22 protein-coding genes are annotated in these 23,541 nt (G+C 65.0%); 3 read left to right on the top strand and 19 right to left on the bottom strand.

From position 1 onward, the window contains the following. Window positions 1-6 precede the first annotated feature (6 nt). From thiL to glyA, 8 genes are all read right to left on the bottom strand, one after another. On the bottom strand, window positions 7-1,008 hold the full coding sequence (thiL, locus tag CWS35_RS26610; protein ID WP_024583380.1) for a thiamine-phosphate kinase: 1,002 nt from the start codon (window positions 1,006-1,008) through the stop codon (window positions 7-9). Window positions 1,009-1,146: 138 nt separating this feature from the next. After that, the gene (nusB, locus tag CWS35_RS26615; protein WP_024583379.1) at window positions 1,147-1,641 is read right to left on the bottom strand and encodes a transcription antitermination factor NusB; all 495 of its coding nucleotides are present in this window, start codon (window positions 1,639-1,641) and stop codon (window positions 1,147-1,149) included. A gap of 2 nt (window positions 1,642-1,643) precedes the next feature. Next, window positions 1,644-2,135, bottom strand: coding sequence for a 6,7-dimethyl-8-ribityllumazine synthase (gene ribH, locus CWS35_RS26620; protein ID WP_024583378.1), 492 nt, complete (start codon window positions 2,133-2,135; stop codon window positions 1,644-1,646). A gap of 112 nt (window positions 2,136-2,247) precedes the next feature. Further along, complete coding sequence (locus tag CWS35_RS26625) at window positions 2,248-2,856, bottom strand: demethoxyubiquinone hydroxylase family protein (protein ID WP_029879718.1); 609 nt, start codon at window positions 2,854-2,856, stop codon at window positions 2,248-2,250. Between the two features lie 13 nt (window positions 2,857-2,869). Further along, window positions 2,870-3,478, bottom strand: coding sequence for a riboflavin synthase (locus CWS35_RS26630; RefSeq protein WP_024583376.1), 609 nt, complete (start codon window positions 3,476-3,478; stop codon window positions 2,870-2,872). Beyond that, window positions 3,478-4,626 carry a bifunctional diaminohydroxyphosphoribosylaminopyrimidine deaminase/5-amino-6-(5-phosphoribosylamino)uracil reductase RibD gene (gene ribD, locus CWS35_RS26635; protein WP_024583375.1) on the bottom strand — a complete coding sequence of 383 codons (1,149 nt, stop codon included), beginning with the start codon at window positions 4,624-4,626 and terminating at the stop codon, window positions 3,478-3,480. The genes CWS35_RS26630 and ribD overlap by 1 nt, the downstream gene beginning before the upstream one ends. Further along, window positions 4,623-5,105 (bottom strand): transcriptional regulator NrdR, encoded by a 483-nt coding sequence (gene nrdR / locus CWS35_RS26640; RefSeq protein WP_016844999.1) that lies wholly within the window; start codon window positions 5,103-5,105, stop codon window positions 4,623-4,625. Before nrdR ends, ribD begins: the two co-directional genes overlap by 4 nt. A gap of 27 nt (window positions 5,106-5,132) precedes the next feature. Further along, window positions 5,133-6,434 (bottom strand): serine hydroxymethyltransferase, encoded by a 1,302-nt coding sequence (glyA, locus tag CWS35_RS26645; protein ID WP_024583374.1) that lies wholly within the window; start codon window positions 6,432-6,434, stop codon window positions 5,133-5,135. 548 nt (window positions 6,435-6,982) lie between these two features. Between glyA and CWS35_RS26650 the strand changes: the two genes are divergently transcribed. Then, window positions 6,983-9,259, top strand: a complete 2,277-nt coding sequence (locus CWS35_RS26650) for a TonB-dependent siderophore receptor (protein WP_100954697.1) — start codon at window positions 6,983-6,985, stop codon at window positions 9,257-9,259. Between the two features lie 234 nt (window positions 9,260-9,493). Here the strand turns inward: CWS35_RS26650 and CWS35_RS26655 are convergent, their stop codons facing one another. The 11 genes from CWS35_RS26655 to CWS35_RS26705 all read right to left on the bottom strand — a co-directional run bounded on the left by CWS35_RS26655 (window position 9,494) and on the right by CWS35_RS26705 (window position 21,838). Beyond that, window positions 9,494-10,180: a siderophore-interacting protein gene (locus CWS35_RS26655; protein ID WP_024583372.1), complete on the bottom strand. Its 687-nt coding sequence runs from the start codon at window positions 10,178-10,180 to the stop codon at window positions 9,494-9,496. Between the two features lie 102 nt (window positions 10,181-10,282). Beyond that, window positions 10,283-10,975, bottom strand: coding sequence for an O-methyltransferase (locus tag CWS35_RS26660; protein WP_024583371.1), 693 nt, complete (start codon window positions 10,973-10,975; stop codon window positions 10,283-10,285). A 93-nt stretch (window positions 10,976-11,068) separates the two neighbouring features. Then, window positions 11,069-11,893 (bottom strand): helix-turn-helix domain-containing protein, encoded by an 825-nt coding sequence (locus tag CWS35_RS26665; RefSeq protein WP_024583370.1) that lies wholly within the window; start codon window positions 11,891-11,893, stop codon window positions 11,069-11,071. Window positions 11,894-12,013: 120 nt separating this feature from the next. After that, on the bottom strand, window positions 12,014-13,513 hold the full coding sequence (locus CWS35_RS26670; protein WP_100954699.1) for a tripartite tricarboxylate transporter permease: 1,500 nt from the start codon (window positions 13,511-13,513) through the stop codon (window positions 12,014-12,016). Then, entirely contained in the window at window positions 13,513-14,001 is a 489-nt protein-coding gene (locus CWS35_RS26675) for a tripartite tricarboxylate transporter TctB family protein (RefSeq protein WP_024583368.1), read from the bottom strand. The genes CWS35_RS26670 and CWS35_RS26675 overlap by 1 nt, the downstream gene beginning before the upstream one ends. Continuing rightward, the gene (locus CWS35_RS26680) at window positions 13,998-14,966 is read right to left on the bottom strand and encodes a tripartite tricarboxylate transporter substrate binding protein (protein WP_024583367.1); all 969 of its coding nucleotides are present in this window, start codon (window positions 14,964-14,966) and stop codon (window positions 13,998-14,000) included. The genes CWS35_RS26675 and CWS35_RS26680 overlap by 4 nt, the downstream gene beginning before the upstream one ends. A gap of 220 nt (window positions 14,967-15,186) precedes the next feature. Next, entirely contained in the window at window positions 15,187-17,400 is a 2,214-nt protein-coding gene (locus CWS35_RS26685; protein ID WP_100954701.1) for a TonB-dependent receptor domain-containing protein, read from the bottom strand. A 52-nt stretch (window positions 17,401-17,452) separates the two neighbouring features. Continuing rightward, window positions 17,453-17,836, bottom strand: coding sequence for a DUF2946 family protein (locus tag CWS35_RS26690; protein ID WP_024583365.1), 384 nt, complete (start codon window positions 17,834-17,836; stop codon window positions 17,453-17,455). 140 nt (window positions 17,837-17,976) lie between these two features. Further along, on the bottom strand, window positions 17,977-19,074 hold the full coding sequence (locus CWS35_RS26695) for a HoxN/HupN/NixA family nickel/cobalt transporter (protein ID WP_100954705.1): 1,098 nt from the start codon (window positions 19,072-19,074) through the stop codon (window positions 17,977-17,979). Continuing rightward, complete coding sequence (locus CWS35_RS26700) at window positions 19,074-19,841, bottom strand: DUF4198 domain-containing protein (RefSeq protein ID WP_100954707.1); 768 nt, start codon at window positions 19,839-19,841, stop codon at window positions 19,074-19,076. Before CWS35_RS26700 ends, CWS35_RS26695 begins: the two co-directional genes overlap by 1 nt. Further along, a complete protein-coding gene (locus CWS35_RS26705) occupies window positions 19,838-21,838 on the bottom strand; it encodes a TonB-dependent receptor (RefSeq protein ID WP_371682802.1) in 2,001 nt (666 codons plus the stop codon). The genes CWS35_RS26700 and CWS35_RS26705 overlap by 4 nt, the downstream gene beginning before the upstream one ends. Here CWS35_RS26705 and CWS35_RS39660 point away from each other — a divergent pair. Both CWS35_RS39660 and CWS35_RS26710 read left to right on the top strand, forming a co-directional pair. Continuing rightward, window positions 21,768-22,061: a hypothetical protein gene (locus CWS35_RS39660; protein ID WP_168226237.1), complete on the top strand. Its 294-nt coding sequence runs from the start codon at window positions 21,768-21,770 to the stop codon at window positions 22,059-22,061. The genes CWS35_RS26705 and CWS35_RS39660 overlap by 71 nt on opposite strands. A 302-nt stretch (window positions 22,062-22,363) precedes the next feature. Next, a complete protein-coding gene (locus CWS35_RS26710) occupies window positions 22,364-23,491 on the top strand; it encodes an FAD-binding oxidoreductase (protein ID WP_100954711.1) in 1,128 nt (375 codons plus the stop codon). Window positions 23,492-23,541: the final 50 nt, after the last annotated feature.

Raw genomic sequence — 23,541 nt, forward strand, 5'->3', positions numbered from 1 at the left:
GGACGTCTAAAAATGACTGTAGGACAGCCGCTTCAGCACCAGTTCCCTGCCCTGCCGGTCGAGGAAACGAAGGCTGGCATCACCAGCAACAATCCGGCCGATCTCGGCAACCGCCACGCCCGCAGCCTGCGCCGCCTGCACGAAATCGGCGGCATGATCCTCGCCCACCGTGCAGAGGATCTCGTAGTCGTCACCGCCCGCAATCAATGCCTCGACGCCGATCGCGCCGCGCGACAGCAGCGCGGTCGCCGCGGGCGAGTGCGGGATACGTGACAGTTCGATGTCGGCCGACACCCCCGAGGCCGCGCACAGCTTGGTGAGATCGCCGGCCAATCCGTCTGACACATCCATCGCGGCGCTGGCGTGGTCGCGTACGGCACGCGCCAGCGCATTGCGCGGTTGCGGCACGCGGTAGCGGCTAGCCAGGACCTCCCGCGCCGCCGCATCGTCCGCCAAGGCCAGCGCGGCCGGGCCGCCCCGGAGCACGTCGAGGCCGAGCGCGGCATCGCCGATCGTCCCGGTGACGAACACCAGGTCCCCTGCCCTGGCGCCCGCACGATGCACCATCTTGCCCTGCGGCACCTGGCCAAACGCGGTGATCGAGATCATCAGCGGTCCCGGCGTCGAGACCGTATCGCCGCCGAGCAGCGGGCAGCCGTAATGAGCGGCGTCCTCGCCGAGCGCTTCGGCGAACGGCTTCAGCCAGGTCTCCTCGACCTTGCGCAGTGCCAGCGTCAGCACGAAGCCGGCCGGCGTGGCGCCCTTGGCGGCGATATCGGAGAGGTTCACCCGCAACGCCTTGCGCGCCAGCGTGCCGGGCGGATCAGCGCTGAGGAAATGCACGCCCTCGACGATGGCATCCGTGGTGACCACGATGTCCTCGCCGGCCGCCTGTAGCGCAGCGGCGTCATCGTCGAGACCGAACGCGCCCGGATCGGTCGCAAGCGGCTTGAAATAGCGCGCGATCAGGGAGTCTTCGCCGGAGGGATTATCGTGACGCTCTGCCATATTGTGCGCCTACCCCTCGGCTGTCATCGCCCGGCTTGACCGGGCGATCCAGTACGCCGCGGAAGCTGTTGTTGAAAATAACCGCCGCGGCGTACTGGATCACCCGCATTCGCGGGTGATGACGGCGGAACAAGCGGTTCAGCCCCGCACAAACTCGTCGCCGCGGAACTGGCGTGCGATCTGGTCGAGCACGGCGTTGACCATGCCGGTCTCGTCCTTCTCGACAAAGGCATGGGCGACGTCGACATATTCGGAAACGACCACCCGGCCGGGCACGTCCTTGCGATGCTCGAGTTCGTAGGACCCTGCCCGCAGCACCGCGCGCAGGATCGCGTCGATCCGCTTCAGCGGCCAGCCCTTCGACAGCGCCTCGTCGATCAGGGGATCGAGCTTGGCCTGGTCGCGTACCACGCCGGAAACCACGTCACGGAAGAACGCCGCTTCTGCCGGCAGATATTTGTCGCCCTCGACCTCGTTGCCAAGCCAGTGGCTCTCGAACTCGGCGAAGATGTCGTTGATCCCGGCACCGCCGATGTCCATCTGGTAGAGCGCCTGCACGGCGGCGAGCCGTGCCGCGCCGCGCCGGTTGGCTTTTCTCTCCGGGGCTTTGCCGGGTTTGTTGCTCTCAGCCATGGTCAGGCCTTTGCCAGGCGGCGTTTGATCCGCAGCATCGCAATTGCCGCGCGCGCCGCGTCGCCGCCTTTGTTCAACTCGCTGGCGCGCGCCCGCGCCCAGGCCTGCGCCTCGGTGTTGACGGTGAGGATGCCATTGCCGAGCGGGAATTTCCGGCTGACGGCCAGATCCATCAATCCGCGCGAGGACTCCTGCGAGACGATCTCGAAATGAATGGTGTCGCCGCGCACCACGCAGCCGAGCGCGATTGCCGCGTCATAGGGCTTGCCGTTGGCTTCAGCCGCATCGATCGCAATCGCGATCGCGGCCGGGATCTCCAGTGCGCCCGGCACCGTGATCACCTCATGGCTCGCGCCGGCGAGCTTCAGCTCGGCCAGGGCGCCTTCCAGCAGCGCATCCTGGATGTCGTCGTAAAACCGGGCCTCGACGATCAGCACGCGTGCGCCTGTGATGTCGGTCTGGTCCTTCAGAGGTGCGCGCCGCGCGTCAGCCATTGCAATACCAATCAAACTTTAAAGGGGATGAGTTGAGCTGCGTTTTAGGCGCAGCGCGCGCCAAAGCCAAGGGCCATGCTAGCCCGGAAAGCGCCGCGATTGGCCTGATTTTTCAGGTCGGCGTCGCCCGCAGCGCATGGGCCATCCGGCTGGAGTCGCCCCAGGTCGACAGCCAGATAAGCCCATCCGTGGCGGCCGCAATGGCCCGGCGCAAAATTCGCAGCAACAGGCCGGGCGAAGGCTGCTGCTCCTCCGCGTGCTGGAGGTGCGCCAGTTCCTCCTCCCGGATCGACAGGATGATCCGGTACAGTTCGCGATCACGGTCTTTGACGAAATGAAGCTGATCGTCGAGATGGCGGTGAACCGTGGCCTCGACCGCCGCGGTGCAGGCCCAGATGCCCGGCCTGCCCAGGCACGCGGTGACAAATCCGAGCAGCCAGCCGCCATAGCTCCAGAACTGCATCACACGACACGGCCGCGCCTGCCGCGACGGCATCGCTGCCCGGAAGATCGCGCAGTGATTGCGCTCATCCCCGAGCATTTGTGCCAGTGAAGGGATGCAATCCGGCCAGAACCAGCTCGAAACCAGCAATTGCGCCGAATAGATCCTGATCGCGCCGAACTCGCCGGCATGATTGACCTTGACGATGCGGGCGACCGTCAAGGCCTCGCGTGGGGAAAGCGGGTTCGGAGCGATCGGTGTGGCCGCCTGCCCGCTCATGCGATTGCCCCGATTATTTCATCTCCGACAGCCGCGCGGCGTAGCGCGCCATCAGATCGACCTCGATATTGACCTCGCTGCCGGCCTTCCAGCCGTTCAGGGTCGTGACGGAAAGCGTGTGCGGGATGATCAGCACCGAGAACGTGACGTCGTCGACCGTGTTCACGGTCAGCGAGACGCCGTCCAGTGTGATCGATCCCTTCGCTGCAATGAAACGCGCGAGCTCGCGGGTGGTTCGAAGCTCGAAGCGCGCCATGTCGGGCAGATCGTCGCGCTTGACGATGGTGGCGATCCCGTCGGCATGCCCGGCCACGATGTGACCGCCGAGTTCATCGCCGATCTTGAGCGCGCGCTCGAGGTTGAGCCGACCGCCCTGCGCCCAGTGCCTTGCGGTGGTCATGCCGAGCGTTTCGGCCGCGGCATCGACATCGAACCAGGTCTTGCCGTCGGCGATGCCGGAGGCGACCACGGTGAGGCAGACGCCGTTGCAGGCGATCGAGGCGCCGTCGGCAATCGTGGACTGGTCGTAGTCGCAGGCAATCCGCAGCCGGTGCAGCTGCCCCTGCGCCACGGGCTTCAAGCTAACGATCTCGCCGATATCGGTGACAATTCCGGTAAACATTACGTACGCTCGTAGATATTGAGATTGTCTTTGCCGAGGGTTTCGCTAGCACGAAGCCGGAAAGCGGGCGACTGCGTGATTGCGTCGAGCGGCAATGCGTCCAGCGCGGGAACGCCGTCGGCGCCGATCGCATCCGGTCCGCGCAACAGCCAGATCTCATCGACCAGACCCGCCGCGACGAAAGATCTTGCCACGCGCGCGCCACCCTCGACCATCAGCCGCGTGATGCCCTTCTCCCCCAGCGCATGCAGCACGGGCAACAGATCGAGTCCCGGCGACGCGGTCGACGCAACGCGGATCACCTGCGCGCCGGCGGCACCGAGCTTCACGGCAGCGGGTGCCTCGGCGAGATCCGACGTCATCACCCAGAGCGGTGTCTCGCGCGCGGAATGCACCAGCCGGCTATCGCCCGAGAGCCGCAGCGCGCGATCCAGCACCACGCGTACCGGCGAACGCGCCGCCATGCCGGGCAACCGGCAGGTCAGCAGCGGATCGTCGGCCTGCACCGTGCCGATCCCGACCAGGATCGCATCGTTCTGTGCGCGCAGCAGATGCACGCGGGTCCGCGCCGCCTCGCCGGTGATCGCAACGGGCTTGTGGCCACGAGCCGCGATCTTGTCGTCGGCAGACACCGCGAGCTTGAGAATGACATGCGGCCGCTTGTCGGTGATGCGAAGGAAGTGTCCGGCATGGTCGCGCGCCGCCTCCGTCGCGCACAGCCCGACATCGACTGCGATGCCGGCAGCACGCAATTTCGCATGCCCCTTGCCGCCGACGTCCGGATTGGGGTCTTCGATCGCCGAGACCACACGGGCGAGCCCGGCGGCGACCACGGCGTCCGCGCAAGGCGGCGAACGGCCGAAATGCGAGCATGGTTCGAGCGTGACATAGAGCGTCGCGCCACGGGCAGCGTCGCCGGCGCGCCGCAACGCCTCGACCTCGGCATGCGGCCGGCCGCCCGGCTGGGTCCAGCCGCGGCCGACGATGACGCCGTCCTTGACGATGACGGCGCCGACCGCCGGATTGGGCCAGGTGCGCCCGAGCCCGCGCCGTCCCAGCGCGAGCGCCAACTGCATGAAGCGCAGATCGGCGGCTTTGGCCTCTTTGGATTTCTGCGCGAACTGGTCTTCCAGGATACGGAAGATCATTTGCGCAACGTCGCGAGCCGCGGATCCTCTTCGCCGGTCAGCTCGTCGAGCACCGCCTCGAAGTCCTTGGCCTCACGGAAATTGCGATAGACCGACGCGAACCGCACATAGGCGACGTCGTCGAGCTGGCGCAGATGCTCCATCACGATCTCGCCGATCGCCTCCGAGGACACCTCCGCCTCGCCGCCGCTTTCGAGCTCGCGCACGATCGTCGACACCATCTTCTCGACCCGCTCGGACTCCACCGGGCGCTTGCGCAAACTGATCTGCAGCGAGCGCACCAGCTTGTCGCGATCGAACGGCACGCGGCGGCCGTTGCGCTTGATCACGGTCAGCTCGCGCAGTTGCACCCGCTCGAAGGTCGTGAAGCGGAAATTGCAGGCCATGCAGACGCGCCGCCTGCGGATGACAGCGGAGTCCTCGGTCGGACGCGAGTCCTTGACCTGCGTATCGAGAGAATTGCAGCTCGGACAGCGCATCCGACGGGACCTCTAGCGGCGAACGACTTATTGATAGATCGGGAAACGATCGGTCAGCGCCTTGACGCGCTCCTTGATCGCGGCCTCGACCAGCGGGGCCTTGCCATCCGGCGACTGCGCCAGCGCGTTCAGCACCTCGGCGATCATGCCGCCGACCTGCTTGAACTCGGCGACGCCGAAGCCGCGGGTGGTCGCAGCCGGCGTGCCCAGGCGAAGACCCGAGGTGACGAACGGCTTCTCGGGATCGAACGGGATGCCATTCTTGTTGCAGGTGATGGCGGCACGCACGAGCGCCTTCTCGGAGATGTTGCCCTTCAATCCCTTCGGACGCAGGTCGACCAGCATCAAGTGGTTGTCGGTGCCGCCGGAGACGATGTCGAGGCCGTGGCCGCGCAGCGTTTCCGCCAGCGCCTTGGCGTTCTCGACCACGTTCCTGGCGTAGATCTTGAAGTCCGGCCGCAGCGCTTCCGCGAACGCCACCGCCTTGGCAGCGATCACATGCATCAGCGGGCCGCCCTGCAGGCCCGGGAAGATCGCCGAGTTCAGTTTCTTGTGCAGCGTCTCGTCATTGGTGAGGATCAGGCCGCCGCGCGGACCGCGCAGCGACTTGTGTGTCGTGGTCGTGGTGACGTGAGCATGCGGCACCGGCGAGGCATGCACGCCGCCGGCGACGAGGCCTGCGAAATGCGCCATGTCGACCAGCAGATACGCACCGACCGAGTCGGCGATCTCGCGGAAGCGCTTGAAGTCCCAGGCGCGCGAATAGGCCGAGCCGCCGGCGATGATCAGCTTCGGCTTGACCTGCTCGGCCTGCTTCTGGACTTCGTCCATGTCGATCAGATGATCGTCGCGGCGCACGGTGTAGTGCGAAGCCTTGAACCACTTGCCGGACATGTTGACCGGCGAGCCATGGGTGAGATGGCCGCCGGCGGCGAGGTCGAGACCCATGAAGGTGTCGCCGGGCTGCAGCAGCGCCAGGAACACCGCCTGGTTCATCTGGCTGCCGGAATTGGGCTGCACGTTGGCAAAGTTTGCGCCGAACAGCTTCTTGGCGCGATCGATCGCCAGGTTCTCGGCGACATCGACCCACTCGCAACCGCCGTAGTAGCGCGCGCCCGGATAGCCTTCCGCATATTTGTTGGTCATCACCGAGCCCTGCGCCTCCAGCACGGCGCGGCTGACGATGTTTTCGGAGGCGATCAGCTCGATCTCATGGCGCTGCCGACCAAGCTCGCCCTTGATCGCGGCGGCGATCTCGGGATCGGCCTCGGCGAGACCAGCCGTGAAGAAGGAATCAGGCGCGGAAGCAGTCTTGGTCGAGGAGGTCATCGGCGAAATATCTCCACCGCCGCAAGCCTTTACGGAGGATACGGACGGTCACGAGTGGCGATCGAAGCTGGCCGCAGAGCGTTATCACATCGCCCCAAAATGGCCAAGCGGTTGCGGTCCCCGGCGTTCAATTATGCCAGATATGGTGGGGATGGCGGGGATTGCCAGCCGGCCGGAGCGGCCCCGTAAGGCCCGGTCCCGACCCATCCTACGGTGTGGCTGCGGCGACCGGCCAGAGCGACGTGACGCCCTTCCCGATTGACCACCACCCGAGGTTGATGACCCGAAAGCGAACAGCACGGCGGGCAGTTCGCCGGAGCCGATGCCAGTCAGCAGATGACTTTGAACCGTTCAATCTTGAATCGTTCAATACTGGATCGATTCAAAATTCTCGCGCAAGGCGTGCAATTGCGCATCATACGCCGTTGTCTCCCGGTCACACCCGCACGCTTTGCGCACAGCTTCGATAGCTTCTAACCGTGCGCGGGCTGTTCCCGAAAATCGCCGTGATAACGACGGCCGAAGAAACCTTTTCTTTGGGGCGTTGAATGTCGGACGGATGGATGCGGCCGCAGCGGATCGCTGCTTCGGCTTTGGTTGTGCTTTCGGTTGCTGGCGTGGACGATGCCTTCGCGCAGACGCAATTGCCGCCGGTCTCGGTCGACGCGCCGCACCGGCAATCGGCGCGATCGCAGCAGCAGCCCTCACAACGGACCACACGCGCGCGGAGCGGTGCGCGCCGCGCGACGGTCGCGCCGGTGGGCGCACAGCCGCAGAGCGCACAGCAGGCCGCAAGCGCAGGCGGCGGGCACGAGCGCGCCAACGGCCCGGTCACCGGCTATCTGGCGCGGCAGAGCTCGAGCGGAACCAAGACCAGCACGCCGATCATCCAGACCCCGCAATCGGTGACGGTCATCGGCGCCGAGCAGATCCGCGACCAGAAGATCGTCAGCAAGTTCGACGAGGTGCTGCGCTACTCGCCAGGCGTCATCGGCGGCACTTACGGCTCCGATTTCCGCAACGACTGGTTCCTGATCCGCGGCTTCCCGGCGCAGAACGAATCGCTGTTCCTCGACGGCCTGCAACTGTTCTACACGTCCTATGGCAGCTGGAAGCTGCAACCCTTCAACCTCGAACGCGTCGAGGTGCTGCGCGGTCCCTCCGGCATCCTGTACGGCGGCTCGGCGCCGGGCGGCCTCGTCAACGCCGTGAGCAAGATGCCGTCGGCCGAGCCCATTCGCTACATCGAGGCCGGCGTCAACAATTTCGGCAACGGCTACACTGCGTTCGATATCGGCGGCGCGGTGCCGCAGTCAGGCAACAGTCAGGTGCTGTACCGCTTCGTGGGCCAGGCCCAGGGCGGCGGCACGCAGACCGATTACACCTACGACAACAACTTCTTCTTCGCACCGTCAGTGACCTGGCGTGATGCCGACACCAGCGTCACGGTGTACGCCACGGCTGCACATAACAACACCAGGGCGGAGAACTTCCTGCCCTATGTCGGCACCGTCACCAACGCGCCGTTCGGTAAGATTCCGACCAGCCTGTTCACGGGCGATCCCAGCGCCGACCAGTTCCGCCGCGAGCAGGAGACCGTCGGCTACAAGGTCGAGAAGAGCCTGACCGACAGCCTCGACTTCCGCCAGAACGCGCGCGCCGCGCATGTCGACGTCTACTACACCGGCCTCTACGGGCTCGGCTACGCCACGACGCCGGCTGCCGCCGATCTCGCGCGCGGCAATTTCTACGCCCGCGGCAACGCGTTGCAGTTCAACCTCGACAACCAGCTCGAGTACCGCTTCAACACCGGCATCTTGCAACACACCGCCCTGCTCGGCCTCGATCTCAAGCACTACGGCATCGACGACCGCCAGGGCTTTGGCGTGGGCACCAATCTCAATCTGCTCAACCCGGTGTACGGCACCAACGCGCCCTACAGCGGTCCGTTGTATCAGAACGCCTATCTCAGCCAGGGCATGGCCGGGCTCTACCTGCAAGACCAGGTCAAGCTCGACCGCCTGACCGTGGTACTGTCGGGCCGACAGGACTGGGTCGATCTCGTCAACCAGAACCGGATGGGGCCCGATCAGAGCCGCGAGGACAGCAAGTTTTCCGGCCGTGTCGGCGCGATCTACAATTTCGACAATGGCGTCGCGCCCTACGTCTCCTACATGACCGGCTACAATCCGATCATCGGCCTCAATGCGCAGAGCCAATTGCTGTTGCCCGAGACATCGGAGCAGACCGAGGTCGGCGTGAAGTACGAGCCGGTCGGGCTCAATGCCCGGTTCAGCGTCGCCTATTTCGACCTGAAGCGGAAGAACGCGCTGACGACGGATCCGAACAACTCGATGTTCCAGACCCAGAACGGCGAGGTCACCTCGCGCGGCGTCGAGCTCGAAGCGGTCGCCAACATCACGCGCAATTTCAAACTGGTCGCGAGCTACACCAACTACGAGCTGTTCGTCAGCAAGGATCTCAATCCGGCGCTGATCGGCACCGTTCCAACCAACACGCCGCGTGACTTCGCCTCGGTGTGGACCGACTACACCTTCCGCGAAGGCCCGCTGGCTGGCTTCGGCTTCGGCGGCGGCGTGCGCTATGTCGGCTCCTCGTTCGCAGACAATCTGAACACCGCGCGCGTTCCCTCCTTCGTGCTCGGCGACCTCGCCGTGCATTACGAATGGGGCAACAACTGGCGCGCGGCACTCAACATCGTCAATGTGACCGACAAGATCTATGTCGCGAGCTGCGCGGTAATCTCTTCCTGCTACTATGGCGATCGCCGCCGCTTCACCGCAAGCCTCGGCTACAAATGGTGAGCCGGCCGCGAAGCGTTCACTGAACGATCATCGCGAGAGGCGGCGTTCAGCCGCCTCGCTTTTTCGATGTTCGTCAGGGTGGTGTCAGCATGTCAGGCTAGGGTCCCGCCGCGGCCGTACTTGCCGCGCCCAGACTGGCCCGCTCCGAAATGCGAGCCCCGGAGCGGGCCTTTTACTTGCCGAGAGTTGTCCGAAGACATCCCAGGCTGCTGCTCGGTAGTATCGAACCATCGCCTAATCCAGTCCGACCTTGCCCGGAGCCCAATAGGCCTTGGTTCGTAGCCGCGATGGGACGACGCCGGCGGCCTTCAGCGCCCGGCTGACGCGCTGGATCGAGGAGGCCTTGCCGGTCAGCACGAAATGCGCGCCTCTGGCGGCAAAGCGCAGCAGCTCGGCCTCGGCGTCACCGAGATGGACATCGTCCGCGATTCGCTCGATCAACGTCGCCTCGCGGAGCCCGACGACGTCCAACACCGGCCGCGCCGCCCCGACATCCGAGACCTCGAAGACCTCGACTGCACCGGCCGCCAGCGGACCGTGACGAAGCGCGGCGGCCAAGGCAAACGAAGTTTCATCGCCGAACAGCACCACCGGCGCGTCGAGACCGGACAGGTCGAGCGAACGACGCGGGCCGAAGAATTGACAGTCGTCGCCCACTTGCAAGCCGGTTGCCCAGCGGCTGCCCGGTCCGTCGCCGTGTATGAAAGTGAGCAATCGCATGCTACCCGCGCCAGCGTCCCACGACATCGGTGTGTAGGTGCGCGCCCCAAGGCCGGACCCGATCGATACCTGGACCTTTTGGCCAACGGTCCACGCAACGTCGCGGAGTGCCCCGCCTTCGAGCTGGAGCAGCCGAAACTGCGGCGCGAGCGTCTCGGCCGCAGCGATGCGCGCAGAACGCATCAGCCAACGCAGCAGCATCCGCGTGACCCGACCTTGCGAAACCGGCCGCTGCTGGGAATTTGGCGAAACGAGCTCGATCAACGGCCTATTCCCTTCATCAGAATATCAGCGCCGTGCGGATCACGCCGTCCTGATCGTCAGCTCGTTGCCGCGCCCCGGGTCGAACGGCAGCGGCAATGAGCGATAGCCGTTCTGCGGATCGCGCACGTAGTCGAGATAGCCGGAGCCCTGTTCGAACGCGTTCTCCCCGACGACCACGGCACCCGGCTTGAGATGAGGCTCGAGCAGCTTGAGGATCGGAAGATAAAGTGTGAATGCGCCGTCGAGCATCACCATGTCGATGCAGCCGCCGACGCCGGGCTTCAGCGTTTCCCGGGCATCGCCGAGCCGAAACTCTACCAGATCGTCGAGCCCGGCGGCCGCAACGTTGGCGCGCGCCCGTTCGACCTTGCCGGGCTCGAGATCGGTTCCGATCAGGCGGCCGCCGCCCATGTCGCGCAAGGCAGCCGCCATGTAGATGGCGGAGATCCCCATCGACGAGCCAAACTCGACGATGCGAGCGGCCTTGCAGGTTCGCGCGCACATATAGAGAAATCGGCCAAAATCACGGGAGACGCTTAGAAAATTGCCGGCGAGCCCGTGATAGAGCCCCGCCATGTCCGTAGTCTCGGCTTCGACGAACTTGCTGACCGTTCTCTCGACATCAACGGCTTCATGGGCGTAGGCCTGCATCAGCGGCGCATCCGCCGCTTCCGCTTCCCGATGCAGTCGTTCGAGGACATCAGCAACGAGGCCGTGGCTGAGCGAATCCATATCCATGCTCCTGAGGCGTCAACGTCAGAGCTGGATACGAAATTGTCCCTCTCGCCACATTCCGTAAACGCGACAACCTCTTGCGAGTTCTGGTCAGAGCTCGGCGATGCGGCGCTCGGCCAGATACCGCGCCGGCGGCTTGCCGAGCGCCTTGCGGAACATGGTGACGAAGGCGCTGGCGTCGCCATAGCCGAGATCGAGCGCCACGATCTGCACCGAGACTCCCGCCGCGAGGCGCTGAAGCGCAAGCAGGATGTGGAGCTGCTGCCGCCAGCGGCCGAAGCTCATGCCGGTCTCGCGTTGCAGGATGCGGGTCAAGGTACGCGGCGCCACGCCCATACGGTTGGCCCAATCATCGATCGTCGCGCGATCGGAGGGGGTGGCCATCATCGCGGCTGCAATCCTGCGCAGCCGGGCATCGGCGGGCATCGGAAAGTTCAGTCGCTCGACGGGGGCCTGAGACAATTGGTCCAGCAGCACCGTAGCGATCCGGCCGTCGGCGCCGTCGATATCGTACAGCACCGGGATCCGGGTGACATGCACGAGCAAGCGCTCCAGCAATGGCGAGATCGACAGCGCACAGCATTGCTTCGGCAATGCCACGGCCGCCTCCGGTTCGACGAACAGGCAACAGACCTCGACATGTCCGGCCGCAGTTACGCTATGGGGATAATTGCCCGGTATCCACACCGCGCAGCGCGGCGGTACGATCCAGACGCTTTTGCCGGCTTCGCAGCGGACGACACCCCGCAAGGTCAGAACGAGCTGCGCCTTGCGATGCTCGTGCATCGCAACCTCGATGCCCTTGGTAACCATGACGCCGCCGAAGGCCGCGATCGCGCGCGGCACTTCCTCGGGATCGAAATCTGCGGCTTCGACGGTAGGAAGATCGTCTTCGTTGAGCCGGAAGAATGGCATGACAGGCGACGGTCGATCCGGGCACGATGGGGTGACCCAGACAATATCGGTCCGCAATTGCGACTTTCAACACGGCGAGCGCCGGCATCCGCTGCGACAAACAGCGAACGTCGATCGATTCTAATCCTCGTTGGCCTTGAAGCGCCCCAGCCCCTTCAGCACGAACGGCGCCAATAGCGCGATCAGGGCAACGCCCAGCAGCGTCGCCGACATCGGGCTTTGCAGCAGCACCATCGGATCGCCGAGGCTGATCGCCAGCGCGCGGCGAAGCTGGCTTTCCGCGATCGGGCCGAGGATCAGCCCGATCACGACAGGCGCGATCGGAAAATCGAACCGCCGCATCAGGAACCCCATCACGCCGAACGCCGCCAGCATCGACAGCTCGACGACCGAGGGCTTGGCCGCGATCGTGCCCATGGTCGCGAACACCAGGATGCCGGCATACAGCCAAGGCTGCGGGATCGCGAGCAGCCGCACCCACAGGCCGACCAGCGGCAAATTGAGCACCAGCAGCATGCCATTGGCGATGAACAGGCTGGCGATCAGGCCCCACACCAGATCGGGCCGCTCGGCGAACAGCAGCGGCCCCGGATTGAGGCCGTATTGCTGGAAGCCCGCCAGCATCATCGCCGCGGTGGCCGAGGTCGGCAGCCCGAGCGTCAACAGCGGCACCAGCGTGCCGGCGGCCGAGGCATTGTTGGCGGCCTCAGGTCCCGCGACGCCCTCGATCGCGCCCTTGCCGAACTCCTCCGGATGTTTGGTGAGTCGCCGCTCGGTGGAATAGGACAGGAAGGTCGGAATCTCGGCGCCACCCGCCGGCAGCGCGCCGATCGGAAAGCCGAACAGCGTGCCGCGCAGCCATGGCTTCCACGACCGCCGCCAATCCTCCCGCGTCATCCACAGCGAGCCGCGCACCGGCTCGAGCTTCTCCTCGGCGTGATGGCGGCGCGAGGCGACATAGAGCGCCTCCCCCACCGCGAACAGGCCGACCGCGAGCGTCGTCACCTCGACGCCGTCGAGCAATTCCGGAATGCCAAAGGCAAGCCGCGCCTGACCGGTGAGCTTGTCGATGCCGACCAGGCCGAGTGTCAGTCCGATGAACAGGCTGGTCAGCCCGCGGATTGGCGAGTCGCCGAATGTCGCCGACACCGTGACGAAGGCGACGCACATCAGTGCGAAATAATCCTCCGGCCCGAACCTGACGGCGAAGTCGACCAGCCATGGTGCGAGGAAGGCAAGGCCAATGGTGGCGATGGTGCCCGCCACGAACGAGCCGATCGCCGACGTCGCCAGCGCCGGGCCGCCACGGCCGGCCTTGGCCATCTTGTTGCCCTCGAGCGCGGTCGCCATCGACGCGCTCTCGCCCGGCGTGTTGATCAGGATCGCGGTGGTCGATCCGCCATACATGCCGCCGTAATAGATGCCGGCGAACATGATCAGCGAGCCGCCGGGATCGAGCTTGTAGGTCACCGGCAGCAGCAGCGCGACCGTCAGCGCCGGGCCGATCCCCGGCAGCACCCCGACCGCGGTGCCAAGGAATACGCCGATCAGGGCGTAGAGCAGGTTCATCGGCTGCATGGCGACCGCCATGCCATGCGCCAGCGCGGCGAACGTATCCATCACAGCAATCGCTCCAGCGGGCCGGCGGGAAGGCTCAGCGTCAACAGCTTGTCGAACGCGAGGTAGATGAGGGTCGTGATCACGACCGCGATCACGGTGTCGGCCAGCACCGCGCGGCGGCCGAACGCGGCCGAGGTGGTGACGAACAGCGCCGAGGTGGCGAGGATGAAGCCGCCACCGAAGCCGATGATGGCGATCAGCAGCGCAAGGCCGCCGATGATCAGCCACACCGGCTTCGGATCCATACTCTCGCGCGCAGGCAATTGGCCGCGCAGCGCGTCGATCAGATTGCCGACCGCCAGGATGACGAGACCGACGGCGATGACGATCGGCATCGCCTCCGGCCCCATGCCGTACATCGTGGTCGACGGCAGCTTGCTCGCGTCCCACACCAGCACTGCGGCCAGCGCGGCAAGCGCGGCCGCGATCACGACACCGGCGCGATCGATCCGACGGCCCGCTCGTTCGGGAGCGCTGTCCGGCGTCATGACTTCACGAGGCCGACCGACTTCAGCACCTCGGTCACCCGCGCGATCTCCTTCTTCAGGAAATCGGCGAAGGCATCGCCGCCGAGATAGGCGTCATCCCAGCCCTTTTGCTTCAGGATTTCCTTCCAGGCGTCGGACTTGACCATCTTCTCGACGGCATCGCTCAGCGTCTTGCGCTGTTCCGGCGTGATGCCGGGCGGTGCGACCACCGAGCGCCAATTCGCCAGCACGAGGTCGATGCCCTGCTCCTTGAAGGTCGGGATGTCGACGCCAGGCAGGCGCTGCGGCGAGGTGACGCCGAGCGCGCGCAGCTTGCCGGCCTTGATCTGGCCTTCGTACTCGCTGAGACCAGAGATCCCCGCCGTGACCTTGCCGCCGAGAATCGCTGCGAGCGACTCGCCGCCGCCCGAGAACGGAATGTAGTTGATTTTCTTCGCATCAGCCCCGACCGTGCCTGCGAACAGCGCCGCCATCACGTGGTCGACGCCCCCGGCCGAGCCGCCGGCGAAGGTCACCTTGGCGATATCGGCCTTTACGGCGGCGGCAAGATCCTGCGCCGTCTTCAGCGGCGAATTGGCCGGCACCACGATGACCTGGATCTCCTCGGTCAGGCGCGCGATCGGCGTCACCTGGTCAAGCGTCACCGGCGACTTGTTCATGGCGAGCGCGCCGACCATGACGAAGCCATTCACCATCATCTGATTGCCGTCGCCCTTGGCGCCGTTGACGAACTGCGCGATGCCGACGCTGCCGCCGGCGCCGGGAACGTTGGTGACCTGCACGCTGCGCGCGACACCAGCGGCAACCAGCGCCTGCTGCATCGAACGCGCGGTCTGGTCCCAGCCGCCACCCGGTGCTGCCGGTGCCATCAGCTTGAGCTCGAGCTGCTGCGCGGCCGCCGGAGCGCTCGCCGCAAGCAACAGCGCGACGACCGCGCCGGCCAGGCGCATGTGGGACGAGAACATGAGGCTTCCTCCTGAATTTTTGAGAGGCAGCCGATCGATCATTGGCCGCATCCGGTCACGTGGCGCAACGCGTCAACCGGGAAGCGAACCACCCAAAGGAATCGCTCGCCGGTATGGCGTCTGGTCGCCCTTAGCGACCATTCGCCACACACTTCGGCAAGCCGGACGGTGCACGAGCGGGTGCGCAAATTGTCGCACCTCGCGGGGCGACCTCACGCGATCACCACCGGTATTTCAATCCGGCATAGATTGCCCTGCCCGTGCCGGGCTCGAACAACGGAGACGCAGCATTGGCGCGATCGATGATGCTGGCGCTTGCGATATAGGCCTTGTTGGCGATGTTGCGCGCCTCGATGTAGCCCGACACCGGACCGCCATTGTCGAAGCCCGCCTTGAAGCCCCAGATCGCGTAAGCCGACGTCATCAGCGTGTTCGCGCTGTCGACGAAATAGGCCTGCGGCACCCATTCCAGATTGGGTCCGGCATAAAGCCCGATCGGATGCTTGTAGAGCAGTTCGGCCCGCACGAAGTGGCGCGGCGCACCGGGCAGCTGGTTGTTGCCGAACACCGGATCATTGTCGAAGCGGAAATCGTTCAACGTATAGGCGATGTTGAGCCAGATCTTGTCCGGCGCCTGTCCTCCCACGAAGAGGTCGCGGACGATGGCCGCGCCCGCGCCGGCCTCGATCCCCTGATGGATCGTCTTGTTGGCATTGGTGACGTTGCAATTGCCGAACGCGCTGTAGAGGCAGAGTAGCTCGTTATCGATCTCGGAACGATAGAGCGTGACTTCCCAGGCATAGTCCGGCCGCTTCATGCGGGTGCCGATCTCGTAGGTCGTCGCGGTCTGCGGCTTGATCGAGAAGAACGGGATGTTCGGGAGGGTGGGATTGAGGAAGTTCGGACTGACGCTCTCGCCGAAGCTCGGCACCTCGGCGCTGCGCGAGACGTTGCCGAACACCTGCCAGCTTGGATCGACCTGCCACAACAGCCCGGTCTTGGGGCTCCAAAGGCTGAAGCTGCTGCGGCCGTTGAGGTCGCCATTGGTCGAGAAGTTGACGTGCTGGTCGCGCACCGCAAACAAATATTGCGTCCCGGCGACGAAGGCGACGTTCGGCAGGAAGTAGAACGAATTCTCCGCGAACGCCGAATAGTTCTCCGGTGTCTGTCGCAATGACGACGTCTGCGCGCCCTTGAAGCCGCCGACATTGACGAACTGCTGGGCATCGATGGTGCCGTTGAGGATGTTGACGCCGGCGACGAACCGGTTGCGGAAACCACCGACGTTACGGTCGTCGGTCAACTTCACGAAGCCGCCATAGTCCTTGTAGCGATAATCGAGCCACTGGAAGATCGGATGCATCAGGTGCCGGTCGACGCCGAACGCGCCGAACTCGAGCTGGGCGTCGTCAAGGCGGATGGTCGTCTTGTTGGCGATCCGCACCGTGTCGATGTTGCGCTGCCAGTCATTGGCGACATTGACCGCGGCGGCCGTGGTCGGCGACGTCAGCGCCGTCGTCCGGTCGACGCTGCCCGGGATGCGCTGGCGCACCTCGTTGGCATTCAAGTAGAACCGGGTCTCGACATCGGGCGATATCTGGTAACCGACATTGGCGCTGAGCTTGTTGCTCGAGCCGAAACTGTGATCGCGGAAGCCGTCCGAGGCCTGCGTGGACGCGGTGACGAAGCCATCCCACGGCCCGTTCGCGCCACCGGCATTGACCTGAAGCCGCCTCGTGTTGAAGGCGCCAAAGTCGAACGATGCGCCGTTCGGATTCGGATCGCGCCCGGTCGGGGTGACAAAATTGATCGCGCCGCCGAGCGAATTGGCGCCGAACCGCAGCGCATTGCCGCCCTTGTGGACCTCGACGTATTTGTAGGCGGTCGGGTCGACCTCCTGGAAATCACCGTAGCCATCGGAAGTGTTGATCGGAATGCCGTCCATGTAGAGCTGGATGCCGCGCAGATGGAAATTGCGCGACAGGCCTGAACCGCGGATCGAGAGCCGCGTATCGTCGCCCCATTTCGGCTGCGCGAAGACACCGGGGACATAATCGAGGATGTCCTTGATCGTGTTGGCCACGGTCGAGTTGCGGTAGGCATCGGCCGGCACCAGCGCGACGCCGCCCGGCGTGTTGCTGATCTCCTTCAGCGCCTGCTGCGCCGACAGCACGGCCAGCGCGGCACGGGTGCCGCCGCCCTCACCCGAGGCCGCTTGCACCGGGGCGGCAGGAACGGGCGCGGCCCGCGCCGGCGTACTGCGTGCGGTGCGCCGCTGCGGACGCACCGATGCGTCGCGTCGCGGCTGGGGCGCGTCGACCGTGACGGATGGCAGCGTCGATTGCGATGTGGATTGAGCGTTTACGGGCGAAATGAATGCGACGGTGGTGCCGGCGAGCGCACAGGCTCGCAGCCGCGCGATGGCGGATGACATGACAGGACTCCGGATTTCAACTGACGAACGAATGGCGCCGAAGCGCCGGCAGTCAGGTCAGTGCCGGAGGTCCGCGGGATTGATGATCGTGGGATCGGAACCGTGCAACGAACCGCGCCTCGAACGCACGGATCGTCGCGACCGCGACTGGCAGCCGAGCGCCGAGCGCGAACGCCGGCGGCGGCAGCGCGCCGGTGACGTGATGGCCGATGCACAGCGGACAATGGATCGCGCCGCTACGCCCGCTCTTGCCGGCGTCATCGTGGGCGACGCCGGCGTCGGCGCTGTTGATGCAGAGGATCTGGCCGGCTGCTGCGGCCGCAGGCGATATGCTGGCGACGAGGAGGCTCGAGAGGATGACGTTGAGGACAAGCGCGTACGCTGCGACAAACGCCGCCGCCCTGCCCACACGCTGCCTGAGAACGAACCGCCTCATCTCATACCCCGCTTCACGCGTATCACAGCGCAACAGCGAGTCAAAATTGCTCGGCGACAGATTCCATCGATCGCGCAACAGTGTTGCACGACGGCCATATGACGAATTGTCCCAGCCTGCCTTTGGCCGTTGCGAGCGCGTCAGCCGCTACTGCCCTGGCCTTCGACCTGATCGAGCCGTGCCAGCCGGAACACCAGCATCGAAATCAGCCACGCCGCGATGAATACGCCGACGATGAGGTATCCGAGGAGACTGAAGTCGTCGCTGATGCGGCCGACAAGATCCCAGAATGGCCCATGCAGGTCGAGCTTGCCGGCAATCAGGCCGAGCGCCTCGATGCCGCCGATCAGCAGGGCCACGACGATGGAGATCAGCGTCATGGTCAGATTGTAGTAGAGCTTGCGCACCGGCTGCCGAAACGCCCAGCCATAGGCCTGCACCATGATGATCCCGTCGGCGGTGTCGATCAGCGACATGCCGGCGGTGAACAACGCCGGGAATACCAGGATCGACCACACCGGCAAGCCGGCGGAGCCTTGCGCCGCCGCGATCCCCAGCAAGCCGATTTCGCTCGCGGTATCGAAGCCGAGGCCGAACAGGAAGCCGAGCGGATACATCTGCCAGCTCCTGGTGATGAGGGCGAACAGCGAGCGCAGCATGCGGGCGAGGAAGCCGCGCTGGTTCAGCACGTTCTGTAGTTCCTCCTCGGTGACATGGTCACCGCGCCGGGAAGCCTGGAAGGCGCGATACACCGAGATCAGGATCATCGTGTTGATGAGCGCGATCAGCAGCAGGAACGCCGCCGAAACTCCTGTCCCGATCACGCCCCCGTATTCCTTGAAGCCTTCGAACCTGGCTTCGAGGGCGCCGACCGACAGTGCGACCAGCAGCGATGCCGCAACGACGACCGTCGAGTGGCCCAACGCAAAGAACATCCCGACCGCGACCGGGCGCTTGCCCTCCTGCATCAGCTTGCGGGTGACGTTATCGATCGCCGCGATATGGTCGGGATCGACGGCATGGCGCAGCCCGAGCGTGTAGGCCAGCGATGCCGTTCCAAGCAGCAACGGATAGTCGCGGAAGCTGAGATAGGCCCACAGCCAGACCGCGACATTCACCAGTATCAGAAGCGCGCCGAGCAGGTATGACTTCGTCCGGGCGTCCGCGGGTGCGTCGTCGAAGACCCGGAAGGCCAGCGGGCGTCGTTCATCGGCTCCGGCCCCGAACTGTTCAGTCATCACTTGGCAACGTTAAACCAGAGAGTGGCATTGTAGAGGTCCGCATTGGCCTGATCGGGCGAAGCCGACGGCGTCACCTTGTGATCGATCACCAGCAGATGCGGACCGGCCTTGACCAGCGGCACCGCGGCGACGCCGTCCGCATCCGTGGAGAACCGCGGAATATCCTTTTCCGCGACCGCCGTCACCCCGTCCCCGCGTTCGACCTCCGCGCCCGCGAGCGGCTTGCCGTGAAACAGCACCTTGAGGTGAAGCGTCTGCCCAATGCCGGTCTTCGCCGGGTCCGAGAGCGGGACGATTTCGAGCTCCTGGCCCAGGACTGTGTCCCAGGGCGCCCCGGAGCCGGTCAGCGCCTTGGCGAACTTCACCGACCACATGCTGTCAGCGGCGTCGGGAACCAGTCGCCGCGTGGCGTTGCGATAGGAACCGTCCGGCAACTTTACCCAGAAGCCGTTGTCGTACCGCGCCGCCAGCAGCATGTGTGTGTCGTCGGCGAACGGCTTGGTTTCGACCACCAGAATGCCCTTCTCGGATTTCGGTTCGATGCCGGCGAGCAGCGAGACGCGGCCTTTGGCGTTGATCGCGACGAGGTCGACGATCTTGTCGGCGACCGCGGGCGGACGGTCGTCGGGGTGACCATAGTTGACGACGGCACGGCGGTTCGAAGCCTTGCCGCCGACGGTGAGCCACACGTCATGCGCAAATGCCGATTGCACCGACGCGAAGCCAAGGCCGGCGCCCAGAACCAAAAGCAGAGCAGTTTTCATTTCGTCACCATTGCGGGAGCGCTAGCAGCAAACACGGTCGGGAAGCGATAGGACAGTCCCCCCAGCACGACCAGCCGTGGCTGAGGGCTGACAAAGATGTCGGCCGATGTCGCGGTCACCGCATCGCCGAAATTGAACGCGACCTCGCTCAGGCGGTCGCCCGGATACCATGTGGCCTGCGTGAAAGCGGACCAGCCCTCCGGCCATGAATAGGCGAGCTTGCCAGTGACGCGCTGGTACGGCGAAGTCGTGATCTGGCCATCCTGGGTCATGTATTTCTTGCCGACGAAGGTCACATAGGCTGAGCCTGACAGCCGCTGCGCATTGACGGTCGCGACGTCGAAATCGATGCCGAGATTGGCGACGTATTTCGGAACGCTCGGAACGTATTCCGTGAACGGCGTTCCCAGAATGACGGCCTCGACGCCGCTGTAATTGGCAAACAGTGAGACGCTGTCCGCCCCCTGCTTCACGACATAATAGCGTCCGTCGAGATCGAATCCCTCACGGCGCGTTCGCCCCAGGAATGTCACCGGCAATCCCGGTGCGGCCTGAAAGGACTCGTTCTCCGACTCGGTGGTCCAATAGCTGCCGAGGAAACGGAAACGGCTGAAGGTCAGCTGACCGCCCGCCTCCGCGCTCGCGATCTTGAACGGCTGCAAGCCGGGATTGCCGATCAGTTCCAGCGGGACGTCGATGCTGCGGAAACCCTGTCCGTAATTGGCGAAGACTTCCAGCCAACTCACCGGCGTGATCGCGACGCCGACTTTCGGGCTGGTGATGCCGTTGGAGATATCCGGCGTGCCGCCCGGCGTGATCCGGTCATTGATGTCATAGATGAACTGGTCGAAACGTCCGCCGGCGGTGAACTTCAGCCACGGCAGCGGCTTGACCTGCACTTGGCCGAACGCGGCGAGATTGGTCTCGGTCAGCCCCAGATTGACAACCGGCGCGCCCGTCACCGTTCGCGCCGTCGTCGGCGCCTGGTAGGCATTGATCACGTCGGTACGCCAGTTGCTGCCGACCAGCACCTGAACCGGAATGTCATCGCCGATGGCGCCGGTCCAGACCTTGCTGACCCGTCCGCCCGCCATGGTGCGGTCATCGTGCTGCCAACGCTGCCCGCCGCCGAAATCGGCGTAACGGTTGAAGTAGTCGTGACTGAGAAACAGCGCGCCCTTCAGTTCCTGGTCCGTGGCGCCCGCCGAATAGTTCATGACGAAATTCTGCAATTGCTTGTTGCCGCCATCGGTCGGATTGGTCGCCGACTTCTCCGAGATCAGCCCCGCCTCGATGGCGTCGCGGTTGGCATAGCCGGGCGCGCCGAATTCGGTGCCATAGGCCTGCGCCCGGAACGAGACGGTCGCGCCGTCGGGCAGCGTCGTGGTCACCTTGTTGAAGGAATTGTAGCGGTCGACGAAGCTGTTATCGCGATAGCCGTCGGTGTGGTAGCCCTCGAGCGCGAGATACGGCAACCAAGCGCCTTGGGTGGTGCTGTAGGTGCCGACACCGCGAATCGTGCCCTGGGTGCCGCCGGAGACCCCGACGGTCGCGAACGGCTCGGACTCCTTGGTGACGATGTTGACCGAGCCGCCGAGATTGGAATCGCCGTATTCGACAGAGAACGGCCCTCGCACCACCTCGATCCGCTTGACCGTCTCGGGCAGCAGGATGTTGAGATCGGCATAGTTCGGCGTGTGCAGCGATGACACTTCGTTCAACGGCACGCCGTCGATGAAGTAGGCGATGTCGCGCCCATGCTCCCCGTCGGTGTAACCGCGCATCGACAGGCCGTAGCCGATGCCGCCCTGCCCATAGTTCGAGATATCGAAACCGGGTAGCGACCGGAACAGATCGCCGTAACTTGCCACCGGCATGCGTGTGATCGTCGGAGCATCAACGACAGTGACGGCGGCAGGCAGTGCCGTGACCGCACTCGACACCTCGCCGCGCCCGGGGGACGACGAAAACGCTCCCGGGCCGGGCGATGCCGGCACCGGCAGAGGCCGCCTCGCCGCCAGTTGCGATCGCGGCGCATTGGCTCTGCGCCAATCGCGCTGCGGACTACGCGGAGCGCGCTTCGGCCTCGCCTCGGGTGGCGTCACCGTGACGGCCGGAAGCCGTTCGGGACCTGCCTGCGTTGTTGCGGTCTGTCCGTGGACCGGACAGACCAAGGCGATCATGGATGCCGAGATGAGAAACAGACGCGACGAAACGTAACGCAACTTCATGCCCCCGCATGACGCTACTTGAATTCAGCAGCTTTGTTTGACCCGGCGGGAAAACGGTACCCGGGGATGTATGATGTTTCAATCGAAATATCATACCAATACCAAGCCAACCGATATGTGAGGAAAAAATGCCACGCTGCGGCCAGAGGAGAGTTGCGCGGCCAGGCAACAGATTATTGAATGGCATCAAGGCAACTCGCAAGCGCCCTCGCCGAGTCGCGGGGCGCTTCGCGAGCGATGCACTCGAATGCAATCAAGCAAGAGGCGTTTGTCGTGAGCGTCCATAGAGCAATGAAACTTGCGGTGGTCGGACGTGGCCTGATCGGCGCCGCGGCGGCGCGCCATCTGAGCAAGATGGGCCACGAAGTGGCGCTGATCGGGCCCGACGAGCCGGCCGACTTTGCGCGCCATGGCGGGGTTTTCGGCAGCCACTACGACGAGGGCCGCATCACGCGCCGTTTCGACGCGCACCCGTTCTGGCGACAGGCCAACAGCGCGGCGATTTCACGCTATAGCGAGATTTCCGCGGAAAGCGGCGTCGACTTCTACCGCGAGGTCGGCGTGCTTCACGTCGGCCCCCGCGACGGCGCGGACGTCGCCGCGGTCGGCAAGATCACCGCGGAGGCCGGCATCCCGGTTGAGGCGTACGATGATGCGGGGCTTGCGAAGCGATTTCCGTTTCTCGGCCTGACGGCCGGAATGCGCGGCTATTTCGAACCGCGCGACGCCGGACATATCAGCCCGCGTCGCCTGGTCCGGGCGCAGACGATCGCCGCTGAGCGCGCCGGCGCCAGGATCGTCGCCGAAGCCGCCGTCGGAATTTCAGAGAACGGCGCTGGCGTGACAATCCGGACCGCATCGGGCAGTGTCGAGGCCGAACGCGTTCTCGTCGCAACAGGCGGACATACCCAGTCACTGCTCGGTCGATCATTGGGTTTCACGGTCTATGCCCGCACCGCGGCGCTGTTCCGGCTCGGCACGGCGGAGGTTCGACGCCTGGCCGACATGCCGTCGATGCGCTGTTTCGGGCCCAAGGGCGACAATCCCTACATCCTGCCGCCAATCCCCTACCCGGACGGTCAAAATTGGCTGAAGCTCGGCGGTGATCCGGTCGACGTTGCGCTCGAGAACGAGACTGACATCAAGGACTGGTTCAGATCAGGTGGCTCGATCGCAGTGGCCGATCGGCTGGAGCAGCAGATCCGCACGCGCATTCCCGGCCTTGATGTCGAGGAGCGTCGCGTCGTGCCTTGCATGACCACGTTCGGCAAGACCGGCCTTCCCTGCATCGGTCCGCTGTCGCAACGCGTGACCGTCGCCTTCGGCTGCTATGGCAAGAGCGCGAAATGTTCGGACGAACTGGGTCGGCTGGGTGGCTTGGCGCTGCTCGGCGAGGTCCAGGCAGAGTTCGCACCGTGACTTCGTGGGATGGCTCAACTCGCTGAAGCAAGAACCTCGCGGAGAATTAC

The organism is Bradyrhizobium sp. SK17 (genome assembly GCF_002831585.1).
In the GTDB taxonomy this organism is placed as follows: domain Bacteria; phylum Pseudomonadota; class Alphaproteobacteria; order Rhizobiales; family Xanthobacteraceae; genus Bradyrhizobium.